The sequence below is a fragment of the Tautonia marina genome, from assembly GCF_009177065.1.
Lineage (GTDB): Bacteria > Planctomycetota > Planctomycetia > Isosphaerales > Isosphaeraceae > Tautonia > Tautonia marina.
The window spans coordinates 48,613-61,408 of the sequence record NZ_WEZF01000025.1; the positions used below are offsets into that span (position 1 = coordinate 48,613).

The window sequence follows — 12,796 nt, forward strand, 5'->3', positions numbered from 1 at the left end:
AATCGCCGGTGGTCCTCGGGTAGGCTGTCGGCCGAAGGCTGACGGCACGATGCTGTCCGACGAACGCCCGGGGGTGACCTCGGCTCGGTCGGCGATCGCCCGCCCCCTTCTCGAACCGGCCGAGACCATGCCCCGTCTTCGCTTCCTCGATCGCGATCGCACGGTTGCCCCTGCGGGATACAACCGCTGGCTCATTCCGCCGGCCGCGCTGGCGGTGCATCTTTGCATTGGTCAGGTGTACGGATTTAGTGTCTTTAATGAGCCCTTGACCCGCGTTCTCGGGATCGATGAGCCGATTCCGGGGAAGGACTGGACGATCCCGCAGGTCGGCTGGGCCTACTCGATTGCGCTGGTGATGCTCGGGCTGTCGGCGGCCGTCCTCGGCCGATGGGTCGAACGGGCAGGACCGCGGAAGACCATGTTTGCCGCGGCGTGCTGCTTTTGTGGCGGTCTGTGGCTCTCAGGATTGGCGGTGGAGTGGCACAGCCTCGGGTTGCTTTACCTTGGGTATGGGGTGATCGGCGGGTTCGGGCTTGGCCTCGGCTACATCGCGCCGGTTTCGACGCTGGTTCGCTGGTTCCCCGACCGTCCCGGCATGGCGACGGGCCTGGCGATCATGGGCTTCGGCGGGGGAGCGTTGATCGGTGCTCCGCTTGGGGTCAAGTTGATGGGAACCTTTGCGTCGGAGACCTCGGTGGGGGTCAGGGAAGCGTTCCTGGTGATGGGAACGGTCTACTTTGCCTACATGATCTTCGGCGCCGCGACCGTCAGAGTTCCCGCGCCGGACTGGCAACCGAAGGGGTATGATCCGGCAATCCGACGCAAGAGCATGATGGCTCGCTCGGACATTCCCGTGGATCTTGCCTGGCGGACCCGGCCGTTCTGGCTGCTCTGGCTGGTGCTCTGCCTGAACGTGACGGCGGGCATTGGGATTCTCGGGCAGGCGTCGTTGATGTGCCAGGATATGTTTGCGGTGAGCGCGGCCGTCGGCGGAGGATTCGCGGGCCTGTTGAGCCTAGCCAACATGGGGGGCCGGCTGGCGTGGTCGTCACTCTCTGACCTGACCGGGCGCAAGGCGGTATACGGGGTCTACTTCCTGCTCGGAGCCGTGCTTTACACCCTCATACCCTTGAGTCAGAAGACCGGGAGCGTGGCGCTGTTCGTGGGCCTGACCGCCCTGATCATCTCCATGTATGGGGGTGGCTTTGCGACCATCCCGGCCTATCTGCGTGATCTGTTCGGGACGCTGCACCTGGGGGCGATTCATGGGAGGTTGATCACCGCCTGGTCGGTGGCCGCTGTTCTGGGACCGCAGTTGGTCAATTACATCTCGACGTATCGGATCGCGCAGGGTGTCCCGAGGGCCGAAGCGTACAATCTGACGATGTACCTGATGGCCGGACTCTTGGTGATCGGGCTGGTTTGCAACCTGCTTGTTCGACCGGTCGAACGACGATTCGCGGGGCACTCGCTCGACTCATCCGCGGACGAGGCCTGAACCGGAATCGGAAGCCTTTTGCCTTGGAGGCGGATCAATGACCAGCACTGAGTCCGGTGGCTCGCTGATCAGACTTGTCGTCTACTGGACCCTCGTGCTGATCCCGCTGGGCTGGGGAATCTCGCGGAGCGTTGTCACGTCGCTGCCACTGTTCTCCGCGACGGAGTCCCCGGTTTTTTCACCCAGCGAGGAATGACCGGGGTGGTGCTCCGAACGCCGCCCGTCGGCTCGGTTCACAAAGAGCCCGAGGCGGCGACCCGGATTCGGGCGTCGACCACGACGCAGGACCCATCGGGGTGAATCCGGATCGGATTCAGATCGACCTCCGCAATCTCCGGGATCACCGTCACGAGGGCAGAGAGGCGCATCAGGATGCTCTGCAGGGTCTTTATTGCATCCGATCGGCCGGCGGTTCGGTCCAGCATGACGGCGAGGGGGCCGGACCGGACAAGATCCTCGGCATCCCGATCCGTCAACGGGTGAAGGCGGAACGCGAGGAGGTTGAGAGCCTCGACCGCAGAGCCACCCAGGCCCAGGCCGATCGCGTGGCCGAACTGCGGGTCTCGGGCCACGCCGACCAGGACCTCGATCCCCTCGTCCACCATTTCCTGAACGAAGGCGCCCCGGGCGTCGGCCGCAGCGGCGGTCACGCGGGCGAAGGCGTGGCGCACGGCATCGGCGCCGAGGAGACCAAGGGCGATCCCGCCGGCGGCCCGCTTGTGGACCACGGTTGGCGCGTCAACCTTCAGCGCGACCGGCCCGTTGATCCGGTCGGCCGCCTCGACAGCGGCTTCGGCCGATGCCACGACCTCCCAGCGGGGCACGGGCATTCGGCATGTCGAGAGGATCGACTGGGTGTCCCTCGGGACAAGCCACGTCCCGGAATCGTCTCCACCCACACGTGCCGCATCGATGATGCGACGAAGTGCCGACCGATCGAGCCCGAGATCCTCGGGAACCGCACCCGGGCCGCCCGATCGACACCATTCGCCGTAGCGGACGACCCGAGCCAGCGCCCGAACCGCCCGACCCGGATCGGAGAGCAAGGGAATGCGGCAGCCCTCGACGCGATCGGGCAGGGGAGAGTCGATGAGCGGCAAGACGGCCAGCAGCGGGGGGTGATCAGGCGTGGCGGCGGCAACTTCGTCGATTGCCCGGACGATCGGCAGCGAGTCGCCGGGCCTGAGCGGCACGAACGACGCAATCACGGTATCCGCCTCGCCCGATTCGAGGAGCAGTCGGAGGCACCCGGCGAAGAGGACCGGATCGGTCGAGCCGATCAGATCAACCGGGTTCGCCACCTGGGACTCGGGTCGAACCAAGGTTCTGAGCCGGCCTTGCAAGCTCGGGGAAAACGTTGGCAAGAGCAGGCCGCCGGCTTCCAGGGCATCGGCACAGAGCACGGCCGGCCCGCCGGCGTTGGTCAGTACTGCAACGCGGTGTCCCTCGGGAATCGGCTGAGACGCGAGCAGCGCAGCGATGTCGATGAGCTCATCCAGATCGTCAACCCGGATCGTCCCAGCCTGCCGGAGCAAGCCGTCGGCCAGGGCATCGGGGCTGGCCAGCGCTGCCGTATGGCCGCCGGCGGCCCGAGAACCGGCCTCGGTACGACCGGCCTTGAGGACCACGACCGGTTTCCGAGACGCGACCTCCCGGGCGATCCGGAGGAAGTTCCGGGGTTCCTGGAATGATTCGAGGTAGAGCAGCACGAGCTCGGTTCGGAGGTCATCGCGCCACCAGGCCAAGAGGTCATTCTCGCCCACGTCGGCCTTGTTGCCGATGGCGACCATCGCCGAAAGGCCGACCCCGGCTCGTCGGAGTCGCTCGGGGATGACCACCCCGAACGCGCCGCTCTGCGCCCCGAGCCCCGCGTTACCGGGAATCATTGGGAAGTCGGCAAACGTGCCATTCATCGGCGCACGCGGATCGGTGCCGGCGATCCCCACGCAGTTCGGTCCGATCAGGCGAGCGCCGGACGATCGGATCAAGGCCGCCAGCTCTCCCTGGCGGGTCTTTCCCTCGCGGCCGACCTCGGAAAACCCCGCGGTGATCATCACGATCCCGCGCACACCGGCCCGAAGACATGCGGTCACCGCCTCCAGCGCCACGGCCGCCGGCACGGCGACGAAGGCCAGGTCGGCCGGCTCGGGCAGGTCGTCGATCGAGGCATACGCTGGGACCGAAGCGATGATCCCGGCCCGGGGGTTGATCGGGTAGACCGGTCCCGGGAAGGTCGCCAGCAAGTTCCGCACAAGGCGGCCGCTCATCGAGTCAGGATCGCGGCCCGCCCCGACGACCGCGATCGACCGAGGACGGAAGAAGACATCGAGGGTCTCGGGGTCTGGGGAGTCGTCGGGCGACATGGCCATCTCCTCTCCCTCCTGGGACGGTCAGGCGGGTCGATGGGACCGGGCGGCCCGGACGCCCGACCACTCCCCCTTCGATTCCGCTAGCAAGGCATCCGGTAAGACATCGCTTCCCGGACGCGATCGGTGGCCAGGGCGACCGCAGCGCGACGGGGCTCGATCCGCTCGTCCCGAGCGCGCTGGAGGACCTCCCGGGTGTTCCGGCTGATCTGATTGGCGATCCGGCGCAGGGCGTCGGCCTCGGTCCCGCCGTGGTACTCGACAGAGGCGCAGATCACACCACCGGCGTTGGCGATGAAGTCCGGCACGTTGACAATCCCGCGCTCGTGCAAGATCGCTTCGGCCTCGGGAGTGGCGGGGATGTTCGCCCCCTGAAGGACGAGCCTGGCCTTGATCGCTCCGGCGTTGTCGGCCCGGATGCAGTCGGGCCGGGCGGCGGGAATCAGGATGTCGCAGTCGACCAGGAAAAGCTCGGCCTGGGAGAGGCGACGGCCCCCCTCGAAGGCGGCGACGGTCCCGGCCTTGCGCTTGGTTTCCGCAAGCCGATCGAGATCCAGCCCCTCCGAGCAAGATACGGCACCGCCCCGATCGCTGGCCGCCACCAGAATAACACCGAGTTCGGCCAGAAACCGCGCGGCATGGCGGCCGACGTTTCCCAGCCCCTCGACGGCCAGCCGAGCCCCCTTCAGGTGGATGCCGGCGAACTCGGCGGCCACCTCGGCAGAGCGGGCCAGGCCGAAGCCGGTGGCGCCAATCTCGTCGAGCGGAATGCCACCGAGAACCCTGGGCAAGCCGACAGCCCGTCCGGTTTCTGAGCGGACGATCGCCATGCTTCGCTCGTTGGTCCCCATGTCGGGGCCTGGGATATACTCGGCCAGATCCCGGATGGCACGGGCAAAGGCGAGGACGAGGCGAGAGGCGTCGGCCGTCTTCGGATCGGCCTGGATCCCGGCCTTGCCGCCACCGTGCGGCAACCCCGCCGCGGCGTTCTTCAAGGTCATAGCCCGCGCCAGGCGAGCGACCTCGTCGGTCGAGACATCGGCAGCCATCCGAACGCCACCGATCGCCGGACCCGCCGCGACGTTATCGACAACCACGACCCCCTTCATCCCGGACCCGGGATCGTACAGGTGGACAACCTTCGATGGACCCAGCTCGTCGAACACGGCAAACTCGGGGAAAGCAGCCACGTCGGCCCCCCTTTCTTGTCGAGGCCAGAGGCGGTCGGCCCGGCCGGGTTCCGACCCGACCGGCCCACCGTTCGAATCAAGGTCGTTCGGACGCGATGGTGGCGTCCCAGTAACGGTCGACGGCCTCCTGAATCGCAGCGATCGCCTCGGGCCGGCGCTCGGGTTGGAACAGGTGGCGGTAGCGGCGCTGGGGCTCAAGGTACGCCTCGACCGGCCGGCGGCGCTCGGGGATGAAGGTATGGCGGATCGAGCCCTCGACCGCCTCTTTCAGAGGCCAGATGCCGGTTTCGACCGCCAGCTTCGCCAGGTCGTCGCCCATCGCGGGCTCGAAGCCCCAGCCTGGTGGGCAGGTCGCCAGCGCGACGAAGAGCTTCGCGCCTCGCAGGGGCCGAGCCCGCTCGACCTTCTCGGCCAGGTCAACGGCGTCGTGGGCCGAGATCGTCGCGACATATGGCGGCCGGTGCGACCGCCAGATCTCGAAGATGTCCTTCTTCACCCACGGCGTTCCCAACGGGGAGGTCGCCGTGTGGGAGTTGAGCGGCGAGGCCGACGAGGCCTGGAAGCCGGTGTTGCCATAGGCTTCGTTGTCGTAGCAGAGGTACCAGAAGTCGAGCCCGCGGTGGATTGCCCCAGAGGTCGACGACAGGCCCATGTCGAGCGTGGAACCGTCGCCGGCCAGAACCAGGACATTCAGGTTCTCGTCCTTCGGAAGCCGGCCCGACTCCATGAGAATGTCAAGCGCGTCGCGGAGCCCCTGAGCCCCGGCCGAAGGGCTGGCCATGGTCGTGTACAGCCACGATGACCGGAGCGGGGTGAACGGGTAGGTCGCCATCAAGGTCATGCAGCCGGCCGCGTTGACGACCACGGCGTTGCCGCCGAGAACTTTGTGGAAGAGCCGGAGCGTGGTCAGGGCGCCGCAGCCGGCGCAGAGCGGCGAACCGGGGGCGATGATCTCGTCGGCCGGCAGATCCTTCACACTGCGATAGTGCTCGCGGGCGACCTTCATGACACCACCTCCTCCGGGACATGCCCGGCGATTCGGAGCCGTTGCCCGACCTGTTCGGCCTCTCGGGCGGTCATGAGCAGCACCGGCCCCACCGGGCCCTCGTCCGGCCTGGCGTGCTCGGTGATGTTCAGGAGATGATCAAATTCGCCTCGGCTGATCTCCTTGCCTCCAAGCCCACCGACAAACGACCGGAGGACGGGAGGATGCCCCGGGCACTGAGCGAGCACGGCGGCAACTTCCTGGAACAGGATGCCGCCCAGACCGGGCGCAAGGTTCTGATCGAGGACCGCCACCGCCTTCCGACCCGAAAGGGCGGCCGCAAGGTCGGCCGCAGGCCAGGGCCGGATCATTCGCAGGCGTAGCAGGCCGACGCGGCGGCCCTTCGATCGCCAGCGGTCGACCGCGGCCCGACCCTTGGTCGCAAACGACCCGGCCATGATCAGCACCGTCTCGGCGTCGTCCAGGCGGTAGCCGTCGATTGCCCCGTACCGGCGACCGAAGCGGCGTTCGAACTCCTCGGCCGCCTCGTCGTGGACGGCCCGGGCCTGTTCAACGGCGAGGTGGAGCTGATAGCGGAAATAGCTATACGTCGGCCCTTCCAGCACGGCGACCCCCCTCGCCGCCGGGCGGGAGGCTGTGAAGCCCAGAGGTCTCGCCTCGGGGGACGGGAGAAACCGGCGCACCTCCTCGGGGTCGGGCAGTTCGACCGGCTCTCGGGTGAACGAGAGGAAGAAGCCGTCGAGGTTTACGAGCACCGGGGCCGAAACACGGTCGTCCTCCGCGATTCGGTAGGCCATCAGGACGGAATCGAGTACCTCCTGACAGGTCTCCGCATGGAGCTGGACGAAGCCCGAATCACGCGCGGCCAGCACGTCGTTGTGGTCTGGACCGAGGGTGATTGGGGCAGAAAGCCCCCGAGAGACGTTCACCAGAACGAAGGGCACGCGCCAGCCGGCGACCGTATACAGGACCTCCATCGCGTAGAGCAAGCCCTGGCTGGACGTGGCGGCGAAGGTGCGGACCCCGGCCGCGGCGGCGGCACCGGCGGCGGTCATCATCGAGTGTTCGCTGTCGAGGGTCACGAACCGTCCAGACATCGACCCGTCGGCAAACCACCCCGCGAGGCTCTCGATGATCTCGGTCTGCGGGGTGATCGGAAACGCGGGCACGTAGCGAGCCTCGGCAAGCCGGGCCCCCCAGGCTGCCGAGGCATTCCCGGTAAGCATGGTCGTGGTCATGTCCGTGCCTCCTCTTCGAGGCCGATGCCGTGGATCGGGCAAATCTGGCGGCAGATGAGACACCCCTTGCAGTGCTGCTCGTCGATGACCGGCAACCCCTCCTCATCCCAGGAGATCGCCCCATCGGGACAGCGAATCAGGCAGAGTCCGCATCGGGTGCAGCGGTCGCGATCGATGACGGGCCGTTCCAGTCGCCAGGCGCCGGTGTTTCGCAGGATTGCGTTGCCGGGGCTGATCACGTTCGGCCCGCCGGTAAGGGGGTCGGCCGCGAGGATCGGGATCACCGAATCGCCCGGCCGCTCCTCGGTTTCGGTGGCGCTTCGGAACGAGACGACCGGCAAGGCGTGGAAGACGTCGAGGCCGAAGGCAACATTCGCCTCAACTTCACCAGGCGACAGCCCGAGATGGGAGAACTCTGATCGGATCGCTTCAACGAGCCGGTCCTCGGTGACGAGTCCGACGAGTCGAGCAGCCGCCGCACCGAGGCCGGCGCTGAGGGCTCCGGCCCGGCCAAGGCGCTCGATGGCCGCGCCAGTCAGGTCCCATCGGATCAGGGGAGGTATGATCTCAGCCCGAGGGAGCGGGGCGTCAGGGGCGGCGTTGAGGAAGACCGCCGAGGCGCATTGTTGCCCGTCGAGCACCCCGGTGGCGGGATCGTCGAGCAAGGTCGCATCGGCCACGATGATGAGGTCCGGCTCCGAGATCACGCCCCGCTCGTCGATCGGCTGGCTGCCGATCCGCGCGAAGGCCGCCACCGGGGCGCCCCGGCGCTCGGCACCATAAACCGGGAAGTCCTGGCAGTGAGAGCCGGAGAGGAACGCCCCGGTACCGAGGATGCGACCGGCGGTCTTGACCCCCTGACCGCCTCGACCGTGGAGACGAACCCGGATCCGGGAGGGTGGGCCCGCTCGCTCGGGGCTGTCCGGATCGACCGACCGATGCTCAAGCCCTGCGCCCTGGGCCGTCCGAGTCGACATGGCCCGGCCTCCGTGGGGCTCACCCGAACGTTCCGAGCGCTCCCAGGGCTCAAATCGTCCCCGAAGAAGATCGAAGGGATTCGGGTAAGTGGAAATGAAAAAAGCCCCGATCTCACACGCGCAAGCAGCGGTGCGAGCCGGGGCCGTCACGACCAGGCGATTCACCTGTCAGAAGTGAACCGCTGATACCCAAGTATAGGCGGATCGCAGGTCTTTCTCAAGCGATCATCGGTCTGAAACGTCGGGACATGTCTGGAGATCCTCGCTGCGGTGTGAAGAGAAGGTCGACAGCCATCGAGAAGACGAAGACGCGTCAGGGCACCAGGTGGCCGCGACTAGACCAGGGACCGCCGCAAGGCAAGGGAGGCCATTCAGGTGATCCCGGGCTCCTCGGTCATCGTTTCCCCCGGGCGAGAGTGCGGTGAGCCTTCGAGAACTCACCGGTCGCCATGGCCGCGGAGATGGAGAGCTCGCCAGAGAGGCAGAGCCCCGCGGCCACCTCGGCCAGCGCGTGGGCGTGGCCCTGACCCGAGAGCCCGAGGATTTCCAGGCAAGCGCGCTGGCTCGGGAGCTGAGTCCCGCCTCCAATCGTGCCCACCATGAGGTTCGGGAGCGTTACACACCCGTAAAGCTCGCCCTCCGGGGTCACCTCAAATCGAGAGACACCCACGGCTGACTCGGCCACGCAGGCGACATCCTGGCCGCATGCGAGGTAGAGCGCGGCCAGCCCATTGGCGAAGTGGCCCTGGATCCCAATCGTCCCGGTGAGCACACTCCCGATGGCTCCCATGCCCCAGCACTCGAAGATCTCCTGGGGAGAGGCCCGGAGCTTTAATTCGACAAGGGACGGGGCGAGGAGGAATTCCGCCGTCACCTTCTTTCCTCGGACGAAAAGGTACGACTGGGCCGACGCCTTCTTGTCACCGGAGAGATTGGCCTCGACATACGATCGTCGCGGGCGGATCGGAGAATGCGCAAGGATGTAATCGTGGATCGCCTGCGTGGCGAACGTCGCGAGGTTCTGGCCCGAGGCGTCGCCGGTGAGGTACTCGAAGATCAGATAGACGTGGTTCCCCTCGACCGTGATCCGCATGTCAATGAGTCGACCGTGCCTCGTCGTTGCCTCGGCGCATTGGCGGAACGCCTCCATCTGGCCTGTCACCCAGACGAGGAACCGGCCGCACTCCCGGAGGTCGCGGAAAACGAATCCCGGAGCGCGCGTGAGCCCCTCGTTGAGCAGCATTGCCGAGCAGCCGCCAGCCGCGCTGATGACCTGGGCCCCCCGGCTGTAGGACGCAACGAGCGCGGCTTCCGAGGTCGCCAGCGGGATGTAATAGTCCCCCTGAGCGAAAAGGCCGTTCATGCGGAGCGGCCCCGCAATGCCAACCGGGACTTTGACCGTGCCCACAAAGTTCTCAATGTTTCTCCGGTAGCGCTCACGATACTCGTTCGAGCGATCGTCGAGCAGCTCCGAGCGACACTCCTGGCTGGTCCCAAGGATTTCCCAACGCCGATTGATGGCGCGATCGGTCATCCGGGCGGAGTTCCGGATTTTGGGAGCGGCAGAGCCTGGCTTCGGCTCAAGCCGCTGGTTCCACTCGCTCTCGGTGTGGTCGTGGAGGAGGCGTTCGGCATAGCGTCTGGCACGTTCCTGTTCGATTGCCATCACGGCCTCGCTACCCGATGGGCGGTTGAATGGGACTCGCCTCGACCTGGAGCAAACTCCTCGCGTCGATCAGGGTCAATCGGAGCTGCTGGGGGGGGCAATCGGTCAGATCGTCTCCAAGACCAAACGTTCTTCGAACGAAGAGGGTTCGAGTCGAGGGGAACGTGTTCCGATCACGACGGCAAGCCTCCGGGCTCGTCCGTCTCGGTATCGTTCGGATCGGGGATCAGGCGATCTCTCAGGAGCATCTCGGTTGCCTGGCGAGTGAGCCGAATTCGTTCGGTGGCTTGTCGCTCGACTTCCTCAGAAGTGATGGGATTCCGCGCCAGCCCTTGCTGAACGGCGACTGCGGCAACCGCGGCAGCGATTTTCGGGGCGACCTCGGGATCGTCCATCCGAGGGACGATTGCCTCGGGGGAGAGGCCCCTCGCCCGGCCGCATTGGGCCAATGCCCGTGCCGCAGCGAACGCCATCTCGTCGCTGATTCGACGAGCCCGGACGTCAAGCACCCCGCGGAAGAGACCGGGAAAGACGAGGGAATTGTTGACCTGATTGGGGAAGTCGCTCCGGCCAGTCGCGACGATTCGGGCTCCGGCCCTTTTCGCGAGATCGGGCCAGATCTCGGGGACGGGGTTGGCACAGGCAAAGATGACGGCATCGCGGGCCATGGACTGGACCCACTCGGGCCGGATCACCTCGGGCCCCGGGGTCGCGAAGGCAATGCAGACGTCTGCGCCGCGCATCGCCTCGGCGATCCCGCCGACAACCGCCTCGGTGTTCGACTCTCGGCAGATACGCCACTTGTCCACGAACTCGGAGCAGCGGGCCTCGATGTCGGAGCGCCCGGGGTGGAGGATTCCGGTCGAGTCGCAGGCGATCACTCCGGCTGGATCGAGGCCCCAGGCCGTCAGGAGGCGATAGGACGCCACGTTCGCCGCCCCCATGCCGATCATCGCGACCTTCAGGCCGGCGATCGACTTCCCGACCACTTCCAATGCGTTGGTCAGCCCGGCGAGTAAGGCCGTGGCTGTCCCTTGCTGGTCGTCGTGCCAGACGGGAATGTCCATCGCGTCTCGGAGCGTGTCCAGGATGCGGAAGCATTTGGGCTGAGCGATGTCCTCCAGATTGATCCCGCCGAAGGTCGGTTCCAGAGCGTGGACCACGTCGATCAGGGCGTCGGCATCGGCCACCGAGAGGCACAGGGGTACGGCATCGACGCCGCCCAGGTACTTGAAAAGCAACGCCTTGCCTTCCATGACCGGCAGGCCCGCGGCCGGCCCGATGTTGCCAAGACCGAGGACCCGCGACCCGTCCGAGACGATCGCCACGGTATTGCCACGATTGGTCTGTTCGAACACCCGATCGGGATCGGAGGCGATGGCGCGGCACGAGGCCGCCACGCCGGGGGTGTACCAGATGGCGAAGTCGCCGAAGCCCCGAATCGGGCACTTCGGCATCATCTGGACCGTTCCTCGGTGGCGGGCGTGGAGCCGCACCGCCTCACTCATGGGATCGTGTTCCCGATGCTTCACCTCGGCCATTGGTGGACCTCCTTTGGGGTCGACAAGGGCTGGCCGACGTTGGGTGGTCCGACAGAGGACGGGGCAGCGGGCCGTTCCAGGTGGGTGAGGCCAGGCTCGATCGGCTCCGAAGGTTTGCCCAGGTCCTTTACTTCGGCATCTCCTTCTCGATGAGCGTGCCGATCTCCCGGAACTCTTCGGCCAGCAAGCTGAGGATGTCATCCAGGCTGACCAGGCCAATCAGAACGCCGTCGCTCCCCACCACTGGCAGGCGGCGGACGGCATGGGTGCGCATCAGTGCGAGAGCGCGCTCGATGGGAGTCTCCTCATCGACCGTGGACGGGGCTCTGGTCATCACCTCGATCACGGTTGTCTCGTCGCCCGACTTCCCCTCGGCCAGGACTCGGGCGACGAGGTCCCGATCCGTCACCACGCCGATCGGACGCCGGGACGCATCGGCAACAACGAGGGTACCGACCCTACGCCCGACCATCCTGCTGGCAACGGAACGGACGGACTCATCGGGGTCGGCCAGTTCGACGATCCGTGTGCAGATCCTTCCTACCGACATGATGGCAGTCCCTCCTCGCAAGCGAGAATCTCTGGCGATGATCATGCCTGGCACATCGGACCCCGAGGCCGTTCCGTCCTCATCGGAACGCTCCGGATCGGACCGGAATTCGGCATCGGGACACCATCCTTGCACGAGGCGTCGGTCACAACGGCCAAGCCGTCATCGGAGAGAGGGGATCATTCCCCCTGTCGCCCGGCTTGCTGACCACCACGGCCGATGTCGACCATTCGCTCACGGCGCGACGGCACCGAACCGCGCGCTTGCTGGTTTTCCGCGACCTCTCGGGTTTGTTCAGCAACGGTCTGGGCAGTGTCCTGGGGCTTGCCCTTCCTGCCTCCCATCCGGAGCGGCCTGGGAATCAGGTCGACAAACTTAAACTTGCTTGTGCCGCTCATTGTGGCCTCCTCCGGTTCTCACCGGACCACTGATGCCCGCATCTTCAAACTCAGGATTCGTTTCCGGGCTCTGAACGAGACGATGACTCACCCACCGTGCGAACCGATCCTTCCGCTAGATTGGCCAAGGCATTTCGCACGTCAACGATCGCCCGCTGAACAAGCTCTCGATGACGGTCGCTCCCGACGGAGTCGAGGGCGGCGGTCAGATGGTGGAGCAATTCGCCGATCGCCTGTTCGGCGGTCTCACCCTCGCTCCGGATCTCGGGAAAGTCGCGATGGTGAGCGAACAGGGCATAGACCGACGGGCAAACCTCCAGTTTACTAATCTTCACAATCATGGAGGTTGAATCAGTTAACATGATC

The 12,796-nt window shown here is 66.3% G+C and carries 12 protein-coding genes; 2 read left to right on the forward strand and 10 right to left on the reverse strand.

Annotation, left to right across the window (positions count from 1 at the left end; genetic code table 11):
- The first annotated feature begins 127 nt into the window (after positions 1-127).
- Complete coding sequence (locus tag GA615_RS23545; protein ID WP_152053822.1) at positions 128-1,498, forward strand: L-lactate MFS transporter; 1,371 nt, start codon at positions 128-130, stop codon at positions 1,496-1,498.
- A 37-nt stretch (positions 1,499-1,535) separates the two neighbouring features.
- On the forward strand, positions 1,536-1,694 hold the full coding sequence (locus GA615_RS23550) for an MFS transporter small subunit (RefSeq protein ID WP_152053784.1): 159 nt from the start codon (positions 1,536-1,538) through the stop codon (positions 1,692-1,694).
- A gap of 37 nt (positions 1,695-1,731) precedes the next feature.
- Here the strand turns inward: GA615_RS23550 and GA615_RS23555 are convergent, their stop codons facing one another.
- The 10 genes from GA615_RS23555 to GA615_RS23600 form a co-directional block, all read right to left on the reverse strand.
- Complete coding sequence (locus GA615_RS23555; RefSeq protein ID WP_152053785.1) at positions 1,732-3,867, reverse strand: acetate--CoA ligase family protein; 2,136 nt, start codon at positions 3,865-3,867, stop codon at positions 1,732-1,734.
- Positions 3,868-3,947: 80 nt separating this feature from the next.
- Positions 3,948-5,054 carry a Glu/Leu/Phe/Val family dehydrogenase gene (locus GA615_RS23560; protein WP_201750297.1) on the reverse strand — a complete coding sequence of 369 codons (1,107 nt, stop codon included), beginning with the start codon at positions 5,052-5,054 and terminating at the stop codon, positions 3,948-3,950.
- 76 nt (positions 5,055-5,130) lie between these two features.
- Complete coding sequence (locus GA615_RS23565; protein ID WP_152053786.1) at positions 5,131-6,060, reverse strand: thiamine pyrophosphate-dependent enzyme; 930 nt, start codon at positions 6,058-6,060, stop codon at positions 5,131-5,133.
- Positions 6,057-7,298 (reverse strand): pyruvate synthase, encoded by a 1,242-nt coding sequence (locus tag GA615_RS23570; RefSeq protein WP_152053787.1) that lies wholly within the window; start codon positions 7,296-7,298, stop codon positions 6,057-6,059. The genes GA615_RS23565 and GA615_RS23570 overlap by 4 nt, the downstream gene beginning before the upstream one ends.
- Positions 7,295-8,275, reverse strand: a complete 981-nt coding sequence (locus GA615_RS23575) for a 2-oxoacid:acceptor oxidoreductase family protein (RefSeq protein ID WP_152053788.1) — start codon at positions 8,273-8,275, stop codon at positions 7,295-7,297. Before GA615_RS23575 ends, GA615_RS23570 begins: the two co-directional genes overlap by 4 nt.
- Before the next feature lie 394 nt (positions 8,276-8,669).
- Positions 8,670-9,941, reverse strand: a complete 1,272-nt coding sequence (locus GA615_RS23580) for a hydroxymethylglutaryl-CoA reductase (protein ID WP_152053789.1) — start codon at positions 9,939-9,941, stop codon at positions 8,670-8,672.
- 173 nt (positions 9,942-10,114) lie between these two features.
- Entirely contained in the window at positions 10,115-11,482 is a 1,368-nt protein-coding gene (locus GA615_RS23585) for an NAD(P)-dependent malic enzyme (protein ID WP_152053790.1), read from the reverse strand.
- Between the two features lie 127 nt (positions 11,483-11,609).
- On the reverse strand, positions 11,610-12,032 hold the full coding sequence (locus tag GA615_RS23590) for a CBS domain-containing protein (protein WP_161602513.1): 423 nt from the start codon (positions 12,030-12,032) through the stop codon (positions 11,610-11,612).
- A gap of 179 nt (positions 12,033-12,211) precedes the next feature.
- Positions 12,212-12,430, reverse strand: coding sequence for a hypothetical protein (locus GA615_RS23595; protein WP_152053792.1), 219 nt, complete (start codon positions 12,428-12,430; stop codon positions 12,212-12,214).
- Positions 12,431-12,480: 50 nt separating this feature from the next.
- A complete protein-coding gene (locus GA615_RS23600; RefSeq protein ID WP_152053793.1) occupies positions 12,481-12,792 on the reverse strand; it encodes a hypothetical protein in 312 nt (103 codons plus the stop codon).
- Between the last annotated feature and the right edge of the window lie 4 nt (positions 12,793-12,796).